This window comes from Xenorhabdus santafensis, assembly GCF_033949405.1.
GTDB lineage: Bacteria > Pseudomonadota > Gammaproteobacteria > Enterobacterales > Enterobacteriaceae > Xenorhabdus > Xenorhabdus santafensis.
Window position 1 is genome coordinate 1 of the sequence record NZ_VCDN01000017.1, and the last position, 18,850, is coordinate 18,850.

Below are 18,850 nucleotides of genomic sequence, written 5' to 3' on the forward strand. Positions count from 1 at the left end.
TGTGACAGCCGGAGAGACGGCCTGTATTGCCATCATGATTCAGGGAGTTGTGATTGCCATGCAGAAAAGCAAAATTGGGTAAACCACACAGACAGAGGTCACCATGGCAATATTAAACTTTGAAGCTATCGGACGTTGTAAGGTGCTAAGGGAAAGAATAGACACATTGCGCACCCAGCGAGGTACGTGTGTTCATAAATTGAAAGAAGAAGCGTCAAGATTGGCGCAAGGGTACTGTTTCCCACCCCCTGAAGTTGAAGAGTTCGATATCGATTTTGCCCATTCACTGATAAACGATATTGTGGCTGTAGACAGAAGTCTGATGCAAGCCATCTATGAATTCAATTGCTGGAGCTTGGATGCTGGTGAACAACCTATCAAGCTGAACTTACCCGCCAGAGAAGCTAAACCCGTCACACCAAATGCCATCAGTTAACACTGGTGGCTTTTTCTTTTGGAGAACAAAACATGTCACAAGGTACAGCAACACACACGATCACTGTAGATATCAAGTGCAACACTGAACCCTTAAACCAGCTTGAGTCACAACTGGAGCACATTGCTGAATTATTGGAACGCATCCAAGGTCAGCATTATGGTGCAGGTATAGCACTGGCCATAGACAAAGGTTCGCAGGTAGGCATTTCTGCCGATAGATTTAAGGTTTGGGACTCAGCAGCTCCGCTGGGCACGGCAATTATAAGTGAGGCTACTGTAAGTAAGCCCAAGATAAAGACCTCTGACGATCACATCCGCCAACTCATCCGCGAAGAACTACAGCAGTTCGTCAATCGTGAGCGCCTGCGAGGCGGACTGTTCTCGACGTGGTGATGCGATGCCGCCACGTATACCCAGAGCCTGCCGCAAGCAAGGCTGCCCCAAGACCACCACTGACCGCTCAGGCTACTGCACTGAACACCTGCACACTGGCTGGCAAACTCACCAACAAGGCAAGAGCCGACACGAACGCGGCTATGGCAGCAAGTGGGACACGCTACGCACACAAGTAAAACAGCGTGACAAACATTTATGCCAGCAATGCTTACGGGCAGGTCGGGCAGTCACCGGCACCACCGTAGACCACATCATACCGAAAGCCCATGGCGGGACGGATGCACTCTCGAATCTGGAATTATTGTGCTTTGCCTGCCATAGACGTAAGACCGCAACGGAGCGATTACGATGAATGAAAGACAAGTCAAACTATCACGTTTGTTTAGGCAGGGACACTTCAAAGGTTACGTTTTAAGTGTCGATGGATTGCTGTTGTCTAATCAGCAGCATGTGATTGTGGAGACTAAAGCCAATGAGGTGCATCCCACATTAACGGTCACCTTTGCGGTAACGGATGAGATAGCCGATGGAATGGACGTTCACCTCTAATTTCAACGTGAAACAGTATCAGTGAGAGGGTGGGGGCGGGTCAAATCCCTGCCACTCTCGCCCCAGAGGACCGCCGCCTAAGGTCAATTTTTATGCCCGCGAAAAATCAATTTTAAATCGGACGGTATGCCATCCGGTTTTTATCCCTTTGTCTGAATGGAGGTTCTGAGTATGGCTGGAACGGCGGGCAGATCAGGTCGTCGCCCCAAGCCGACGGCACGAAAGGAACTGGCCGGGAATCCGGGCAAGCGCAAGCTCAACCGCGATGAACCGAGCTTCACACCGCTGACAGGCGTGTCCCCGCCGGATTGGTTTGCGGAAAACGGTTTGTCATTGGCCGTGGTGATGTGGGAACTGACCAGCCAAGAGTTGTGCGCCCAAGGCTTACTCTGTGTCACGGATCTCGCGGTACTTGAACGCTGGTGCGTGGCTTACCAGTTCTGGCGCACGGCGGTTATCAACATTGCCCGGGAGGGCAACACCGTCACCGGGGCCACCGGTGGACCCATTAAAAACCCCGAACTGACTGCCAAGAAAGAGCAGCAGTCTGAGATGGACACCACCGGCTCGATGCTGGGGTTAGATCCGAGCAGCCGCCAACGTTTGATTGGGGCCGCCGGACAGGCCAAAACGGACAACCCGTTTATGAGGATGATTTCATCATGAGCCGTAAATCCTACTTGAATGTCAATGCGGCCAATCAATACGCCCGGGATGTGGTGCGGGGCAAAATTGATGCTGGGGGCTATGTCAAGGCGGCCTGTCAGCGTCATCTGGATGATTTAACGCAAGAGAAGGGCAAGGCATTCAAATACCGTTTTGATAAGGACTTAGCCGAACAGGCCGCCAAATTTATTCAGTTGCTGCCGCACACCAAAGGGGAATGGGCATTTAAACGGATGCCGATCACGCTGGAGCCGTGGCAACTGTTTATTGTCTGCGCGGTCTTTGGCTGGGTGCATAAGGGCAGCCGGTTACGCCGCTTTCGGGAAGTGTACACGGAAATCCCCCGCAAGAATGGCAAGTCAGCGATATCTGCGGGCGTTGCGTTGTATTGTTTCACCTGCGACGGTGAATTCGGGGCGGAAGTCTATTCCGGTGCCACGACGGAAAAGCAGGCGTGGGAAGTGTTCCGCCCAGCACGGCTGATGTGTAAACGCACCCCGATGCTGACGGAGGCGTTCGGTATTGAGGTTAATGCCTCCAACCTGAATCGCCCGGCAGATGGGGCACGGTTCGAGCCGCTGATTGGTAACCCCGGTGACGGGCAGTCCCCCAGTTGCGCGATTGTGGACGAATACCATGAGCATGATACCGATGACCTGTACACCACCATGCTGACGGGGATGGGGGCACGGCGTCAGCCGCTGATGTGGGCCATTACCACCGCCGGTTACAACATTGAAGGGCCGTGTTACGACAAACGTCGGGAACTGATTGAAATGCTGTCCGGCAATGTCCCCAATGACGAGCTGTTCGGGGTGATTTATACCGTGGATGACGGGGATGACTGGACGTCCCCGGATGTGTTGCGCAAAGCCAATCCGAATATGGGTGTCTCCGTGTATGCGGATTTCTTGCTCAGCCAGCAACAACGCGCCCTGAATAGCCCGCGCTTAGCCAGTGTCTTTAAAACCAAGCACTTGAATATCTGGGTCTCCGCCCGCGAAGCGTACTTCAATATGGTGAGCTGGAAGCAGTGCGAAGACACCACACTTACGCTGGAACAATTCGAGGGGCAACCCTGCTTTCTGGCCTTTGACCTTGCCCGCAAGCTGGACATGAACAACATGGCCCGATTGTTTGTGCGCGAGATTGACGGCAAGCGGCATTTTTACAGCGTTGCCCCGCGTTTCTGGGTGCCGTATGACACGGTGTACAGTGTGGAGCAGAACGAGAATCGCCGTACAGCAGAACGGTTTCAGAAATGGGTGGAAATGGGTCTGTTGACGGTAACGGAAGGGGCCGAAGTGGATTACCGCTACATTCTTGAAGAAGCTAAACGGGCCTGCCACCTGAACCCGGTCAGTGAGGCCCCGATTGACCCGTTCGGGGCGACCGGTTTGTCCCATGAACTGGCTGACGAAGGGATTAATCCCATCATCATTACCCAGAACTTTACCAATATGAGTGACCCGATGAAAGAGCTGGAGGCCGCCATCCAGTCCGGTCGCTTTCACCATGACGGCCACCCGATACTGTCTTGGTGTATGGGGAATGTGGTGGGCAAAACAATGGGCGGCAATGATGACATTGTGCGCCCCGTCAAGGAGCAGAAGGACAGCAAAATTGATGGGGCGGTGGCCCTGATTATGGCGATGGGGCGAGCCATCTTGCACGAAGAACCCGATTTTCTTTCCCACCTCGACCCGGATGACCTGTTATTCCTATGAAAAATTTACTGATTGATATCACTGCCCTGACCGGTGCCGGGGCGGTGCTGGCGGGCTGTTACCTGAAATACGGGCTGGCAAACACCCTAATCATTGGCGGTGTTTTGTTGATGACCTACGCACTGGCGGTCGCCCGAAGGAGGCAATATGTTGCTTGATGCCCTGTTTCGCAGCGAACCGCTGGAAAACCCCCAAGTCCCATTGACGGCAGACGCCGCCGAGCATGACGGCCTGTTCAGTGCGGACGTGTATGTCAGCCCCGAAACGTCGATGAAACTGGCGGCGGTGTATGCCTGTATTTATGTGTTGTCCTCGTCGGTTGCCCAGATGCCGCTGCATGTGATGCGCAAGAGCGGGAAAACGGTTGAGATGGCGCGGGATCACCCGGTGTTCTCTCTGATACATGATGAACCGAACGGCTGGCAGACCAGTTACAAATGGCGGGAGCTGAAACAGCGCCATGTCCTCGGCTGGGGCAATGGTTACACGTGGGTGAAGCGCAACCGCCGGGGCGAGGTCATCGAACTGGACGCCTGTATGCCGTGGGAAACCACCCTGTTAAAGACGGGGAGCCGTTACACCTACGGCGTCTACAACGAAGACGGCAGTTTTGCCATCAGCCCCGACGATATGATCCACCTGCGGGCGCTGGGCAATAACCGCAAACTGGGCTTAAGCCCCATCCTGCAACACGCGGAAACCATCGGCATGGGCATGAGCGGGCAGAAGTACACCAGTGCTTTTTTTGGCGGTAACGCCCGTCCGGCCGGGATTGTGTCGGTGAAGGGCGAGGTGGCTGAAAAGGGCTGGGAACGGCTCAAGCAGATGTGGCGAAATGCGTCGGCGGCGCTGCGTCGTGAGGAAAACAAGACCTTGTTGCTGCCGGCTGATTTGGATTACCACGCCCTGACCGTTTCGCCGGTGGATGCGCAATTGATTGACATGCTGAAACTTAACCGTTCCATGATTGCCAGTCTTTTCAATGTGCCGGCCCACATGATTAATGATTTGGAGAAAGCGACCTATTCCAATATCAGTGAGCAATCCATCCAGTTTGTCCGCCATACCGTGATGCCGTGGGTCACCAACTGGGAACAGGAATTGAACCGCCGTCTGTTTACCCGGCAGGAGCGACAGGCCGGTTTTTATGTCCGGTTTAACTTGGCGGGCTTACTGCGCGGCACCCCGAAAGAGCGGGCAGATTTCTATCATTTTGCCATTACCGACGGTTGGATGAGCCGCAACGAAGCCCGCGCCTTTGAAGACATGAACCCGGTGGACGGACTGGATGAGATGCTGGTCAGTGTCAACGCCGCCAACCTGATTAACCCAACCCCTAACCCTGAACATGAGGATAACCCCGATGCGTGACAGAGAACTGCGCTGTTACCCCGGTGAGGTGCGGGCTGACACACAGGAGAACCAGCCGACGCGCATTGTCGGTTACGGCTCGGTGTTTGACAGCCGCTCTGAACCCCTGTGGGGCTTTCGCGAAATCATCAAGCCCGGTGCCTTTGACGAGGTGCTCAATGATGATGTGCGGGGCCTGTTTAACCATGACCCCAACTTTATTCTGGGGCGCAGCACATCCGGCACTTTATCCCTGTCGGTGGACGACAAGGGGCTGCGTTATAACATTACCGCCCCGGATACCCAGACCATCCGCGATTTGGTGCTGGCCCCGATGCAGCGGGGGGACATCACCCAGTCGTCGTTTGCGTTCCGTATCGCCCGTGACGGCGAAGAGTGGTACGAAGACGAGGAAGGGATTGTCATTCGGGAAATCAGCCGTTTTTCCCGGCTGTATGACGTGTCCCCGGTGACGTACCCCGCCTATCAGGAAGCCGATTCCGCCGTGCGCTCCCTGAGTGCGTGGAAGGAGGCCCGGGACAGCGGGGCACTCCAGCAGGCGATTAACCAAAAACAGGCCCGAGAGCGGCTATTGACCTTATTGAATCTCTAGGAGAGACGCATGAAATTGCACGAACTGAAACAACGCCGTAACACCATTGCCGCCCAGATGCGCACCCTGCACGATACCATCGGGGACACGGCCTGGACGGAAGAACAACGCACCGAATGGCACAAGGCCAAGACTGAGCTGGACGGCATCGATACCCACATCCAGCGTGAGGAAGACCTGCGCAATCTGGATCAGCAACTGGTGGAGGAACAGGAGCAGGAGCAACGCAACCACCCTGCCGCCCAACCGGAAACCGAGCAGCACGCCCGTCGTGCCGCAGCCTTTGACAAGTTCCTGCGTCATGGGCTGGGGGAGATGTCGTCTGAAGAACGTCAGGCGTTGCGGGAACTGCGGGCGCAAGGCACCACGCCGGACGAGAAAGGCGGTTACACCGTGCCCAAACAGATGCTGAACAAGGTGGTGGAGTCGATGAAAGCCTACGGCGGCATTGCCAGCGTGGCGCAAATTCTCAGCACCGCGACCGGACAGACCATTGAATGGGCCACGGCGGACGGCACCGCCGAAGAGGGTGAATTGCTGGGTGAAAACGCGGCGGCCAGTGAAGAAGACACCGAATTCGGCACCGAGTCGCTGGGGGCGAAGAAGCTGTCCTCGAAGATTATCCGGGTCTCCAACGAGCTGTTACAGGATTCGGGCATCGACATGGAAGCCTATCTGGCGAAACGCATTGGTGAGCGTATCGGGCGCGGGGAAGCCAAGTATCTGGTGAAAGGCACCGGCAAGGGCAGTCCGCAACAACCGAAGGGATTGGAAACGTCCGTCACCGGCACCCTAGACGCGGCGGCCAAGTTCAGTTGGAAAGACATGAACGCCCTGAAGCACGCGATTGACCCGGCCTACCGCAATGCCGGTACGTTCCGTTGGGCCTTCAATGACAGCACGCTGAAGGTCATCACGGAAATGGAAGACGCCCAAAACCGTCCGTTGTGGCTGCCGGCCATTGCGGGGGTGGTGCCCTCGACGGTGCTTGGTGTCCCTTACGTGATTGATCAGGCGATTGCTGACATGGGCGCGGGCAAAAAATTCATCTACTGCGGTGACTTCAACCGCTTCATTGTCCGTCGTGTTGCGTATATGACACTGAAACGCCTTGTCGAGCGTTACGCAGAGTACGATCAGGTGGCCTTTCTGGCCTTCCACCGTTTTGACTGTGTGCTGGAAGATGTGGCCGCCATCAAGGCGCTGGTCGGTAAGGGCGCGCCATCCGTGGGATAATCCCCATGCCGCGTAAAGCGGTTTTTTTGTGCCTGCGATCTGTGAGGGTCGCAGGGTTTCAGGAGGTATTGTGTCTTTCCCCACGCTGGAACAACTGAAGCAACAATGCCGCATCGACAATGACGATGACGGCGAAGACGCGTTGTTGAGTACGTACGCCCGCGCCGCCATCAAACGGGCCGAAAACTACCTGAACCGCCGTCTGTATGAAGCCGACGTACCGGAGACCGATCCCGACGGGCTGCTGGTCACTGAAGACGTCACGTTAGCCATCATGCTGACGGTGGGATACTGGTACGAAAACCGGGAAGCCCAGTCAATCCCGGCAGGGTTCAAGGCGTTGCTGGAGCCCTACCGTTTTATTCCCTTGTAGGAGATTGTTTATGAAAGCAGGCCGATTGCGCCATCGCGTCACCATTCAGGGCGTTCGCACCCAACGCACCCCCTCAGGCGGCGTGGCGAAAGAACGCTATACCGTGGCCACGGTCTGGGCGGAAGCCAAATTTATCAGTGGCCGTGATCTGGTGGCGTCCAAGGCGGTGCTGTCTGAAAGTGTCGTCCGGTTCTGGGTACGCTATCGACGCGGGCATGACGGTTATCTTTAAGGGTAAAACCTACCGGATTCAGGCGGTGATGCCGGATAACAAGCTGACCCTGTTAGAGCTGCTGTGTCAGGAAGGAGTGAAACAATGAGCACCGTGGACTTTTCCGCACTGAAAGATCTTTCTCGGGACTTAGAACTGCTCAGCAAAGCCGAAAGCAACAAAGTTTTGCGCCAGGGTACTTATGCCGGGGCTAAAGTCCTGCGTGACGAGACCCGAAGTCGTGCCCCGGTCAGGACGGGCAAACTCCGGAAAAACATCATCGCGAGCAATCGCAGACTGGGGCGGGATGGCACCATTTCAGCCGGGGTGTCGGTGCGGGGATCGAACCAATCCGGCACGAACAGTGATACCCGGATGAAGAAAAACGACCCCAGAAACGCGTATTACTGGCGCTTTCTGGAGAAAGGCACCTCCAAGATGGCGGCCAGACCGTTTATTGATCCGGCCTTTGAGGCCAAGGCTGATGAGGCCGCCGAGGCGGTCTTTGCGGCAGCCCTGAAAGCCATTGACGGGGTGCTGGCAAAATGAAAGACGGTGACCTGTTTAAGTTACTTGATCCGGTGCTGCCCGGACGGGTCTTCCCCTATTTAATCCCGTTTACCGAGCGGGAAGCGCCCTCGCCGTGGTGCGTGTTTTCCACGTATAGCCTAACCACCGATGTATTGAGCGGGCCATCCGTGAAAATGACCCGCATCCAGATTGATGCCTACGCGACCACCCTTGAGCGTGCCGAGCAGATTGGGGAAGACGCCTTCCATGCCCTCAAATCGCTCGCCCCTTTTGAGTTGGAGCACGAGAACAGTTTTGAGGATGACACCGAACTCTATCGCGCTTCCCTGACCTGCAAAATCTACACCTAACCCAGCCGGAGACATAACATGGCTAAGTTTGAAAGAACCCTTGAAACGTCGTTATCGGTTTCCGCCGACGCGGCAACTGATGCAACAAGCACCCTGATTAAATGGGTGCAGATTGACACTTCCGTCAAAGAAATCAACTACACGGGCGGGCAGAAATCCGACATTGAAGTGACCACACTCGGCTCGCGTGAACAGGAGATGATTAACGGCTTAGCAGCCCCGGCGGAGATCACCCTGTCCGGGCACTGGACGGCCGAAGAGGAAGGGCAGGACATTTTACGTCTTGCTTACAATACCGATCAGGCTTACGCCTTCCGCGTCCAATTCCCCAGCGGCCACGGCTACACCTTCTTGGCCGAAGTGCGGCAGGAATCATGGCAAGCCGCTGCCAACGGCATCGTCAATGCCACCTTTACCCTGCGCATGAAAGGCCGCCCCGTGCCCTTGGCGAAAAAACCGAAAACTGAAATACAAAAAGGATAATCAGCATGAATATTCGCCAATTAGCCCTGACCCCTAAATTGGGCTTCCGTACCAAAACCGTCACCGTGACCGAATGGGACAACAGCACGGTTATCCTGCGTGAACCCTCGGCGGGGGCATGGGTACGCTGGAATGAAATCACCCGCCCGGCAGAGGAAGACGAGAAACTGTCCACCGAAGAGGTGGTGCTGCGCAATACCCGCGCCGATGTCGTGCTGTTTATTGATGTGTTGTGTGATGAAAACGGCGATCTGGCTTTCACACCCGACGATACGGAAGAAGTCATGAGTATCTATGGCCCCGTGCATGCCCGTTTGCTGCATCAGGCACTCAGCTTGGTGACGGACAGTGACGAGGCGGAAAAAAAGTCAGCACCCCATTGACCGGCTTTCTGCTGACACTCGCCCTGCGGCTGGGGAAAACCGTTGCTGAGTTGCAGGGCAGTCTGAGTGCCAGCGAGCTGATGCTGTGGATGGCCTTTGATCGCGAAAACCCCCTCAGTGACCGACGGGGCGATATTCAGGCCGCACAGGTGGCGGCGGCGGTGTATCAATCGCAGGGCGTCAAAATCAGCCTGAATGAAGCACTGCTGCAATGGGGAAATTCAGACGAAGCAGCGCGGGACGACTTCGAACAATTTTTTGCTAATCTGGCATAGGGGATACCGTGTCAAAATTACGTGAATTAGTTATCAAAATCTCGGCGAATTCCAGCTCGTATCAGGCGGAAATTGCCCGGGCTGCCCGATTGGGGGAAAACTACCATCGGGTGATGGAAAATGGCAACCGGAGTGCGACCGCCGCCGCCCGGGGCAGTACCGCCGCCCTGCGTGACCTGAACAATCAACTGGTTTCTGTGAAGGCGTCTGCCCTGGGCATGGCGGGATCGTTTGCGGGTATCTTCGCGACCAGCAAACTGGTGGAAACGGCGGACAAGTGGACGCTGCTCAACTCCCGCCTGAAACTGGCGACGGCTTCCACAACGGACTTGACCCACAGTCAGCGATTGCTGATGGAAATGAGCCAGAAAACCGGCACCTCATTTGAGGCCAATGCCACCGTATTCGCCCGCTCAGCCGCCCCGATGCGGGCGCTTAAATATGCCTCGCAAGACATTGTGAACATGACCGAGACACTGGCGACCGGGCTGAAAATTTCCGGGGCCAGTGCGGCAGAGTCCAGTTCGGTGTTGATCCAGTTCTCGCAAGCCATGTCGTCAGGGGTATTGCGGGGCGAGGAATTCAACGCGATGGCGGAAAACGGCGGACGCTTGATTCAGGCACTGGCGGACGGCATGGGCGTTGCCCGCACCCAACTCAAGGGTATGGCAAACGACGGCCTGCTGACCATGGACAAGGTGATCCCGGCCTTATTGAGTCAGTTGGGGCAATTGCAGGACGAATACGGCTCAATGGGCGCGACGGTCGAAAAGTCCATGACACGCGTACAGAACGCCTTTATGCAGTGGGTCGGGGATGTTAACCAATCCACAGCAACCACCAAGGTACTGTCGGGTGCACTGGATTCGGTGTCGAGAAACATTGATACCCTTGCGGTGGGACTGGGGGCGTTAGCGGCGGTTGGTGCAGCCCGTTTTTTCGGTGGAGTGACAAACGGAGCCATTCATTCCGCTCGTGGGGTGTTTCAGGCCTACCGGGCTGAGGTGGCTCTGGCAGATGCGCAGGTCAGGGGCACACAGATTGCCGTTGCCCGCTCCCGTGCCAGTGTTTACCGTGCCCAACAGGCGGCTATTGCCGCAAAGAACACGGATGGGCAGGCGGCGGCAGAAAAGCGGCTGGCTGCGTCTCAAGCCACACTGACTCGCAATATTGCTGCCCGCACTGCTGCGCAGACTGCATTGAACAACGTCACATCAGCGGGTTCTCGACTGGCCTCCGGCTTTTTAGGTTTCTTCGGTGGTGTGCCTGGTTTGCTCATGCTGGGCGCTGGTGCGGCTTATATGCTGTATCAGAACCACAAACAGGCCAACTTGGAAGCATTAGAGTATGCGAATACTGTCGATACTATTAAGGATAAGTTAGAGACTTTATCACTCATTCAATTGGATGAAGAAACCAATAAGATAAAAAACTCCATTAAAGCCCTTGGGGGCGAGCTAGATGCGTTAAAAACAGATCTAAGAGTTAAGGAATCGCAACTTATAGATGCAAAGTTTTTAGCGAATTCAGAGAGTCAGGCTCGTCGATATAGAGGAGGAAGCACCGCATATTTTAAAGGTACAGCTGCAGCTACTGAGCAAGCCATTCTCGTGTTGAAGGAAAAAATAAACGAGAAAGAAGCGAAAAGCCTCGAACTGAATGAAACACTGGCAGCCTTGCAAGAAAACCTTAAATCGAAAGTAGAGGAAACCCTTGCAGCTAGCCAAAACAGCCAATATTCAACAGAGAGAATTATAGCTGAATTTAACAAACTGCCCTCTCTGGCAGATAGCGCTAATGACCGATTTGCCATTGGTGCGAATAAGCTGGATGCCGCTGCTGCCAGTGCGCTCACCTTCGCAAATAATATCGGCGCAGTGTCATCAAATGCCATGGCAGCCGTTAACCGCATTAACCTGTTGGTTAACTCTATGAAAGCCCCGGAGCTGTCCTCATCTCAATCGTCAATGATGGATAAGCAGATTGACCGATTGGAGCTGTCAAAATATTCAGGGAGGGAAAAGCAGCTAAAACAACTGGAGTTGGATGCGAAAAACAACAACCTGCCCGGGCCTTATGCAGACAGCTACATAAAAATGGGAATACAGGTCTACGATAACGAAGAGGCCGCGAGAAAAAGGGAATCCGATGCCCGGGAAGCCCGCAATGCGGCAGAGAGCGCCGCCCGTAAAGCCGCTAAGGTCGTGGAGGATTACCGGAACAAAGTCGCTGAACTGAATACGCAGCTGGCGACCGAAGCGATCCGCTACCGAGAAGGCAATACCGCAGCCGAAGCCTTCGCGGCTTCCATGGTCTCAGGTAAAAATTTTACTGAGGCACAAAACAACGAAATCCGCCGGCTTAACAGAACACTGGAAGAAGCCAAACAAAAATACCAAGACCTGCAAGATGCCATTGCAAACGATCCCTTCCGCAATACCGCCGAGATGGCGAAAAAAGCCCGTGAGCAACTGGAGCGCCAGCTTAAAAGTAAGCAGGTGACACCGGAAGAGTACGAGCGCCGCAAGGGGGATATCTGGCAGGAGGAGGTCAGGGGTAACACCAACGCCAAACAACAATCCGCCGTTTCGGCCAAAGATGTGCTGCGGGGCGAAGTTGACCCCATACAGGACTTGGAGAACCAACTGGCGCGCAAAAAAGCCCTGTACGAAACCTATGAGGAAACGCAGGTTATCAGTGTGCAGCGCAAGAATGAGTTGATCCTTGCTGCGGAACGTGACACGGACGCCAAGCGCATCGAGGCCGCCAAGCAGGTGTTTGCCAGTCAGGGCGATTTGCAGTCGCTTGCGGTGACGATGTTTGAAACTACCCAAGAACGGATGGGTAACATGGTGACCGGACTTCTAACGGGGAGTAAATCCCTTCGGGAAGGCATGTCAGAAATGTTCGCCTCTCTGGCGCAGGACGTGGTGAAAAGTCTGGTCAAAATGGCCGCGCAGGCCTTGATTACCAATACCATCATGAAAGGACTGGGCTCCATGGGCGGCGGTGGCATGGGGGCGGGTTTTGCCTCTCTGTTCGTCAAGAATGCCAAAGGCGGCGTTTACAACTCTCCCAGCCTGAGCCAGTACAGCGGGCAGATTGTCAACCAACCGACCCTGTTTGCCTTTTCGAAAGGGGCGGGGCTGATGGGAGAAGCGGGGGCAGAGGCGATTATGCCGCTGACCCGAGGAGCTGATGGTTCATTGGGCGTGCGTGTCATTACTCCTAAGGGTCTGGAAGACGGTGGAAAAGGGGGTACCAAGATCAATGTCTATATTACGGATGGAAAAACGGAAAGCACGTCCTCAAACAGTGATAAACAGGCCTTCGGGCGGGAATTTGGTCAGGCGGTTGCTCAGGTCTACTTCAGAGAACGTGACAAGGATTTACGGCAGGGCGGTGTCATCAACAAAGCGATAAGGGGAGGGCGATAATGGAAACCTTTACATGGCAGCCTCGCGTGAATGCCAGTTCAAATGTCGAGTTTGCTCTGCGAAAAGCGAAGTTCGGCGATGGTTATGAACAAGTCTCTGGTGCGGGGATTAACCCCAAGTCGATGAAATGGAACGTGGATTTTATCGGTAATGAACAACACATCGCTGACATTATCGCCTTCCTTGATCGGCATGAAGGTCACAAGGCCTTTATCTGGCGGCCACCGTTAGCGAAAAAGGGCTTGTTTCGGTGCGAAAGCTATAAATATCAGGCCATTGATTACAAAACCTATTCCCTTTCAACCGAATTTATTGAGGCGAACGCGCCATAAAGGAAAGCCACATGTTGACTGCTGACGTACAGAAGCTGGATGCCGGGAATACCGTCCGGCTCTATGAGATTGACGGGACAAAATTCGGGGCTGAGGTACTCCGTTTTCATGCGTATGGTATGCCCGTTACCGAAGAAGAGATTGAGGCGGCGGAAAAAGCAGGTAGCCAGCCGCGACCCAAATCCCTCTGGTGGCAGGGGGATGAATATAAACCGTGGCCTGTCCAGATAGAGGGGTTGGAAATGTCCACGGACGGGCAGGCTGCCCGACCCCGTTTATCCGTGTCCAATATCGAGGGAACGGTTACTGCGCTCTGCTTGCAGTTTGAGGATATGGTGCAGGCGAAAGTGATTATTCACGATACCTTCGCCCACTATCTGGATGCCCGTAATTTCACCGAGGGAAACCCGACCGCTGATCCGCAACAAGAGCGGAAGAGTTTGTTTTACATTAACCGGAAAACAGCCGAAACAGACAAGACGGTTGTTTTTGAATTGGCCAGTCCGGCATCACTGGATGGATTAATGATCCCCACGCGGCAAATTCACGGGGTATGTACATGGCGTGCGCGGGGTTGGTATCGAACCGGCAAAGGCTGTGATTACGCCGGGACGAAATATATTGATAGCAACGGCAACCCGACTGACGATCCCAGTAAAGACCGCTGTCCCGGCACCGTCACGGCCTGTAAGTATTTGCACGGCGAGGATGAACCCTTACCCTTCGGGGGATTTCCAGCCTCGTCGCTGATCAGGAGATCGTGATGCATGAAAAGACATTGGCCGCTATCTTTGAGCATGCCAAACAAGCCTACCCGCAGGAATGCTGCGGGGTGATAGCCCAGAAAGGCCGCGTAGAAAAATATCTTCCCTGCAAAAACCTCGCCCCCAATCCCACTGAGCAGTTCCAATTAGACCCCCATGATTACCTTGAAGCCGCAAAGTGGGGAACCATTATTGGCATTGTCCACAGCCATCCTGACGCCACAACCCTGCCCAGTGATTTGGATGAAGCTCAATGCGATTTTACTGAGTTGCCGTGGCATATTGTGAGCTACCCGGAAGGGGATTTTAGAACCATTTACCCGCGTGGTGAACTGCCCTTGGTGGGTCGTCCGTTCGTGCTGGGGGTTTATGACTGCTACGGCCTTGTGATGAGCTATTACCGTCAGCAACACGGTATTGAATTGCATGATTACCGGGTGAATTATCCGTGGTGGGAGCAAGGCGAAAATTTGTATATGGATAATTTCGAACAGGCAGGGTTTACTGAAGTAGTTGGTGATCCGCAAGAAGGAGATGTGTTACTTATGCAGGTTCAGGCAGATGTGGTTAACCATGCCGGAATTTTAGTAGCGGGGAATTTATTGCTGCATCATCTTTACGGGCAATTAAGCCAGAAAGTCCCTTACGGTGGATATTGGAAAGACAGGACTATTATTATATTACGTTATAATAAATAGTAATGATTTTATTTTTGTTTTTCGAATGATAAGGTTGTTTTTTGTAAATAAAATCAATTGAGGATATTTATGTACAACAGTTATGATGATTCTGGGTTTTCATTGTTAGGGCCTTTTTTTATTTTACTTATCATTGCGCTTATTGGGCTTGCAATTAATTTCTTTATCATACGATATGCAAGTAGAGCAAATGAATTACTGGACACTCAGAAAAAAATATTACAAGAGTTAAAAATTCAAACAGCTTTATTATCTGGGGATAAAGGTAATTCAGAAATAAGTTCTGTATATTTGGATACAATTAGAAAAATGCAATCTACCAACTTATTAGAAAAAGGGGGTATGGTTGCCCAGTACAGGGTAATGGATGTAGCTAAGTTATATAATAACCTAATGGCAGAGGTTGAAGCTAAAAACCTATCTATTATGTCTGCGAGGAATGCATTCCAAGCTGAAATAGATAGATTGTCCTCTGAGTTAAATGAATCTCAAAAAATGTCATTTCTGAGTTACTATAAAGAAAATATCAAGTAAACATTATTTAATTTTATATCAACCCGCTTCGGCGGGTTTTTTTATGAGGTAAATATGGTTTTTACAGAACCCTCACTTCGCACTATTCGGCTGCATGGCGTCCTCGCCACGAAATTCGGCGAGACCTTTGACTATGCTGCCAGAGATGCCCTGCATGCTATCCGAGCCATGAGCAAACTCGTGCCAGGTTTTGAAGCCTTCATGCTGAACGCCCACAAACAAGGGATTACCTTCTCGGTCATTGTCGGCGGCAGAAGCTACCACAAAGACGAACTAGATATGACTAAGGGCGACCGGGATATCCATATTATGCCGGTGATCATCGGCAGTAAAAAGGCGGGTATCTTCCAGACCATTTTAGGCGCGGTAATGGTGGTTGCAGGGGCGTTTTTATGGGCAACCCCGTTTGGCGCCCCCATGGTGATGTCAGGGGTTGGCATGATGCTGGGCGGGGTTTCTCAGATGCTTGCCCCTCAGCCGCCGGGCTTGGGCATGCGCGAATCCCCCGAAAACAAACCGTCATATGCGTTTGGTGGCCCGGTAAACACCACCGTTCAGGGCAACCCGGTGCCGATCCTCTACGGCTCGCGCGAGATAGGCGGGGCTATCATCTCAGCCGGGGTTTACACCGAAGACCAGTATCAGACCGAGCAGATTGAGAAACAACGAAAATACAACTTCAGCGAGATAGTCAAAGGGAAACCGTTTGAAGACTGGAAGGCCGAAGAAGAAAAACGAAGGGGGTAAAGTGCGATGTTCAGACACAGCATAGCCGGGGCAAAAGGGGGCGGTGGCGGCGGACGTACGCCCGTAGAGATGCCAGATAACATCCAGTCCAATGCCAAGGCACGGTTCTTATTGGCACTGGGGGAAGGGGAATTTGTTAACCATCTCACCGCAAAAGACATCTACTTGGATGGCACCCCCTTGGAAGGTGACAACGGCGTCATGAATTTTGACGGGGTCAGTTTTGAATTTCGTCCCGGTACACAGCATCAGGAATACATCAAGGGCATGCCGGCGGCGGAGAATGAAATCCGTTTGAATACCGAAATCAAGGCCGGGACGCCGTGGACGAAATACATCGCCAATACCAAACTGTCTGCTGTTCGTGTCCGCCTTGGTTGGCCAGCATTGAGGTCGCTAAAAGAGAACAATGATACGGTGGGCTACCGCATCGATTACACCATTGAATTGTCGACGGACGGCGGCAGCTACCAGACTATCTTTGATACCCACATCGACGCCAAAACGACCACATTGTATGAGCGTTCATATCGCATCAACCTGCCTGATGCCAAATCCGGCTGGACGGTGCGGGTAGTCAGGAAAACCCCCAACAGCACCAGTGAACGTATCATCGATAAAATGAATATCATGGCGTTCACGGAGGTTATTGACGCCAAATTACGCTACCCCAATACCGCGCTGCTGTATGTCGAATTCGATGCCCGGTTGTTCAACGGCAATGTTCCCCTGATTTCCTGCAAACCCAAGGGACGCATTATCCGTGTGCCGTCTAATTACGATCCGGTTAACCGCACTTACAGCGGTATCTGGAACGGCACGTTTAAATGGGCGCACAGCAATAACCCGGCGTGGGTACTGTACGATATCCTGCTGAATGATTTGTGCGGGTTGGGTGACAAGATAGACAAGACCCAAATCGATGAAACCGAACTGTACCGTGTAGCGCAATATTGCGACCAACTTGTCCCTGATGGCAAAGGGGGCAACGGTATGGAGCCGCGCTTTACCTGCGATGTTTACATTCAGTCCCGCGCGGAAGCCTATAAGGTGCTGACCGACATTGGCGCAATATTCCGTGGTTCGGTCTATTGGGGGGCGAACCAGTTCGTTGCCATGGCTGATATGCCGGACGACATTAAATACATTTTCACGCAGGCCAGCGTTATCAATGGCGATTTCGTCTACAGCGGCGGCAGCGAGCGCAATCGGGGCACCGTCGCCATGGTGAGCTGGTCAAATCCGGACAACCATTACAATGATGAGGTTGAGGTGGTGTCGGATGACGATTTAATCCAACGCTATGGCATCAACCAAATCGATATCGCCGCCATTGGTTGCACGCGTCAAAGCGAGGCACAACGCCGGGGAAAATGGGCGATCCTGACCAACTCACAGGATGGCATGATTTCATTTCGTGTGGGGCTGGAAGGGCAAACTCCAATGCCGGGTCAGATTATTGGCGTGGCGCATAAAAACAGGGCCGGTCGCGTTATCGGAGGGCGCATCCAGTCGGCGGAAGGGCGCAATGTCACACTGGATAGAAAGCCTGACGTGCAGGCGGGTGACCGCTTGCTGGTTAACTTACCGACAGGCAGATCAGAAGGCCGGACGGTGCAGGCAGTGAGTGAGAATGTGGTGACCGTAACAACGCCTTACAGTGAGCAACCAGCCCCTGAGTCGGGCTGGGCGGTGGATGCCCACGATTTATTTATTCAGCAATATCGCGTTGTGGGTATCAAGGATAACAACGACGGCACCTTTGAAATTAACGGACTGCATCACGATCCCGACAAATATGACCGTATCGACACCGGGGCACAGATTGATGAACGGCCCATCTCCATTATTCCGGCCAGTGTTCAGCAACCGCCAAAATCGGTCACGCTTGAAGGGTTTTCCTTTGTTCAGCAAGGTATCTCCACAACCACAGTGCGTATCTCATGGGCGGAAACGGAAGGGGCGATCGCCTATGTCGGGGAATGGCGCAAGGACAGCGGCAACTGGATTGCGATCCCCCGCACGGCGTCGCTGGGTTTTGAAATCCCCAACGCCTATTCGGGAAGGTATCAGGCGCGCATCAAGGCCATCAACGCCTTTGATATTCCGAGTTTATTTGCCTCTTCGGGTGAGGTGAATATCACGGGCAAGCAAGGCAACCCGCCGGCTCCCTTGGGCTTTAAAGCTACGCCGATACTCTTCGGCATCCAGTTGGACTGGGGATTTGCCCCCAACACCAGTGACACCCTGAAAACCGAAATCCAGTACAGCCAGACTAATGACGGCGAAAGCCTGATGTTATTGGCGGACATTCCCTACCCCCAACGCACGCATACAATGCCGGGATTGGCGGCCGGGGTGGCTTTTTACTTCCGTGCCCGGCTGGTGGACAAATCCGGCAATCAATCCCCGTGGACGGACTTTATCCGGGGCGAATCGTCAACGGATACGAACTGGATAGTAGAAGCGGCAGGTGACCAGTTTATGACGGCTCAGGCGGGTAAGCGGTTGGAAGATCAGCTGGGTTATCTGGCAGAGGCCGACCTGATCAATGGCGCTGCGATTTATGAGAATTCCCGTGAATTAATGGTGCGGGATGGTGAGAACAAGGCGGAAATCAAACGGCTTGATCGCGTGTTTGCTGATGAAAAAGAAGCATGGGCGCAGTCATTCAAGGAAGTGAAATCCAGCGTCGGGGAAAACCGTGCATCCATTATGGAAAATCAGAAATCGGTGAACAAACTGGACTCGTCACTT

General features: G+C 53.5%; 24 protein-coding genes. All 24 read left to right on the plus strand.

All coding sequences use genetic code 11. From position 1 onward, the window contains the following. Positions 1-103: 103 nt before the first annotated feature. Complete coding sequence (locus FE392_RS04960; RefSeq protein ID WP_319929128.1) at positions 104-436, plus strand: hypothetical protein; 333 nt, start codon at positions 104-106, stop codon at positions 434-436. A gap of 32 nt (positions 437-468) precedes the next feature. After that, positions 469-831: a phage tail tip fiber protein gene (locus FE392_RS04965; protein ID WP_319929130.1), complete on the plus strand. Its 363-nt coding sequence runs from the start codon at positions 469-471 to the stop codon at positions 829-831. 4 nt (positions 832-835) lie between these two features. Then, on the plus strand, positions 836-1,186 hold the full coding sequence (locus tag FE392_RS04970; protein ID WP_319929131.1) for an HNH endonuclease: 351 nt from the start codon (positions 836-838) through the stop codon (positions 1,184-1,186). Continuing rightward, complete coding sequence (locus FE392_RS04975; RefSeq protein WP_319929132.1) at positions 1,183-1,383, plus strand: hypothetical protein; 201 nt, start codon at positions 1,183-1,185, stop codon at positions 1,381-1,383. The genes FE392_RS04970 and FE392_RS04975 overlap by 4 nt, the downstream gene beginning before the upstream one ends. 171 nt (positions 1,384-1,554) lie before the next feature. Further along, positions 1,555-2,049: a phage terminase small subunit P27 family gene (locus FE392_RS04980; RefSeq protein WP_319929133.1), complete on the plus strand. Its 495-nt coding sequence runs from the start codon at positions 1,555-1,557 to the stop codon at positions 2,047-2,049. Continuing rightward, complete coding sequence (locus FE392_RS04985; RefSeq protein WP_319929134.1) at positions 2,046-3,776, plus strand: terminase large subunit; 1,731 nt, start codon at positions 2,046-2,048, stop codon at positions 3,774-3,776. Before FE392_RS04980 ends, FE392_RS04985 begins: the two co-directional genes overlap by 4 nt. Then, positions 3,773-3,934, plus strand: a complete 162-nt coding sequence (locus FE392_RS04990; protein ID WP_319929135.1) for a hypothetical protein — start codon at positions 3,773-3,775, stop codon at positions 3,932-3,934. The genes FE392_RS04985 and FE392_RS04990 overlap by 4 nt, the downstream gene beginning before the upstream one ends. Beyond that, a complete protein-coding gene (locus tag FE392_RS04995; protein ID WP_319929136.1) occupies positions 3,924-5,147 on the plus strand; it encodes a phage portal protein in 1,224 nt (407 codons plus the stop codon). Before FE392_RS04990 ends, FE392_RS04995 begins: the two co-directional genes overlap by 11 nt. Further along, on the plus strand, positions 5,140-5,739 hold the full coding sequence (locus tag FE392_RS05000; RefSeq protein ID WP_319929137.1) for an HK97 family phage prohead protease: 600 nt from the start codon (positions 5,140-5,142) through the stop codon (positions 5,737-5,739). Before FE392_RS04995 ends, FE392_RS05000 begins: the two co-directional genes overlap by 8 nt. 9 nt (positions 5,740-5,748) lie before the next feature. Next, positions 5,749-6,975 (plus strand): phage major capsid protein, encoded by a 1,227-nt coding sequence (locus tag FE392_RS05005; RefSeq protein WP_319929138.1) that lies wholly within the window; start codon positions 5,749-5,751, stop codon positions 6,973-6,975. A 70-nt stretch (positions 6,976-7,045) separates the two neighbouring features. Next, positions 7,046-7,348: a head-tail connector protein gene (locus FE392_RS05010; RefSeq protein WP_319929139.1), complete on the plus strand. Its 303-nt coding sequence runs from the start codon at positions 7,046-7,048 to the stop codon at positions 7,346-7,348. Positions 7,349-7,358: 10 nt separating this feature from the next. Continuing rightward, the gene (locus tag FE392_RS05015) at positions 7,359-7,580 is read left to right on the plus strand and encodes a head-tail adaptor protein (RefSeq protein ID WP_319929140.1); all 222 of its coding nucleotides are present in this window, start codon (positions 7,359-7,361) and stop codon (positions 7,578-7,580) included. A gap of 84 nt (positions 7,581-7,664) precedes the next feature. Next, the gene (locus FE392_RS05020) at positions 7,665-8,108 is read left to right on the plus strand and encodes an HK97-gp10 family putative phage morphogenesis protein (protein ID WP_319929141.1); all 444 of its coding nucleotides are present in this window, start codon (positions 7,665-7,667) and stop codon (positions 8,106-8,108) included. Continuing rightward, positions 8,105-8,440 carry a hypothetical protein gene (locus FE392_RS05025; RefSeq protein ID WP_319929142.1) on the plus strand — a complete coding sequence of 112 codons (336 nt, stop codon included), beginning with the start codon at positions 8,105-8,107 and terminating at the stop codon, positions 8,438-8,440. Before FE392_RS05020 ends, FE392_RS05025 begins: the two co-directional genes overlap by 4 nt. 18 nt (positions 8,441-8,458) lie before the next feature. Beyond that, entirely contained in the window at positions 8,459-8,923 is a 465-nt protein-coding gene (locus tag FE392_RS05030; protein ID WP_319929143.1) for a phage tail tube protein, read from the plus strand. 5 nt (positions 8,924-8,928) lie between these two features. Then, positions 8,929-9,306 carry a phage tail assembly chaperone gene (locus FE392_RS05035; RefSeq protein WP_319929144.1) on the plus strand — a complete coding sequence of 126 codons (378 nt, stop codon included), beginning with the start codon at positions 8,929-8,931 and terminating at the stop codon, positions 9,304-9,306. Beyond that, complete coding sequence (locus FE392_RS05040) at positions 9,303-9,581, plus strand: phage tail assembly protein T (RefSeq protein WP_439153463.1); 279 nt, start codon at positions 9,303-9,305, stop codon at positions 9,579-9,581. The genes FE392_RS05035 and FE392_RS05040 overlap by 4 nt, the downstream gene beginning before the upstream one ends. Positions 9,582-9,589: 8 nt before the next feature. Next, positions 9,590-13,018 carry a tape measure protein gene (locus FE392_RS05045; RefSeq protein WP_319929145.1) on the plus strand — a complete coding sequence of 1,143 codons (3,429 nt, stop codon included), beginning with the start codon at positions 9,590-9,592 and terminating at the stop codon, positions 13,016-13,018. Continuing rightward, complete coding sequence (locus FE392_RS05050; protein WP_319929146.1) at positions 13,018-13,350, plus strand: phage tail protein; 333 nt, start codon at positions 13,018-13,020, stop codon at positions 13,348-13,350. Before FE392_RS05045 ends, FE392_RS05050 begins: the two co-directional genes overlap by 1 nt. An 11-nt stretch (positions 13,351-13,361) precedes the next feature. Beyond that, positions 13,362-14,114 carry a phage minor tail protein L gene (locus FE392_RS05055; protein ID WP_319929147.1) on the plus strand — a complete coding sequence of 251 codons (753 nt, stop codon included), beginning with the start codon at positions 13,362-13,364 and terminating at the stop codon, positions 14,112-14,114. Continuing rightward, entirely contained in the window at positions 14,114-14,812 is a 699-nt protein-coding gene (locus FE392_RS05060; RefSeq protein WP_319929148.1) for a C40 family peptidase, read from the plus strand. Before FE392_RS05055 ends, FE392_RS05060 begins: the two co-directional genes overlap by 1 nt. Positions 14,813-14,881: 69 nt before the next feature. Next, positions 14,882-15,346, plus strand: a complete 465-nt coding sequence (locus FE392_RS05065) for a hypothetical protein (protein ID WP_319929149.1) — start codon at positions 14,882-14,884, stop codon at positions 15,344-15,346. Between the two features lie 54 nt (positions 15,347-15,400). After that, complete coding sequence (locus tag FE392_RS05070; RefSeq protein WP_319929150.1) at positions 15,401-16,093, plus strand: tail assembly protein; 693 nt, start codon at positions 15,401-15,403, stop codon at positions 16,091-16,093. Between the two features lie 6 nt (positions 16,094-16,099). Then, the coding region (locus tag FE392_RS05075) for a TipJ family phage tail tip protein (protein WP_439153464.1) at positions 16,100-18,850 on the plus strand (2,751 nt) is incomplete at its 3' end.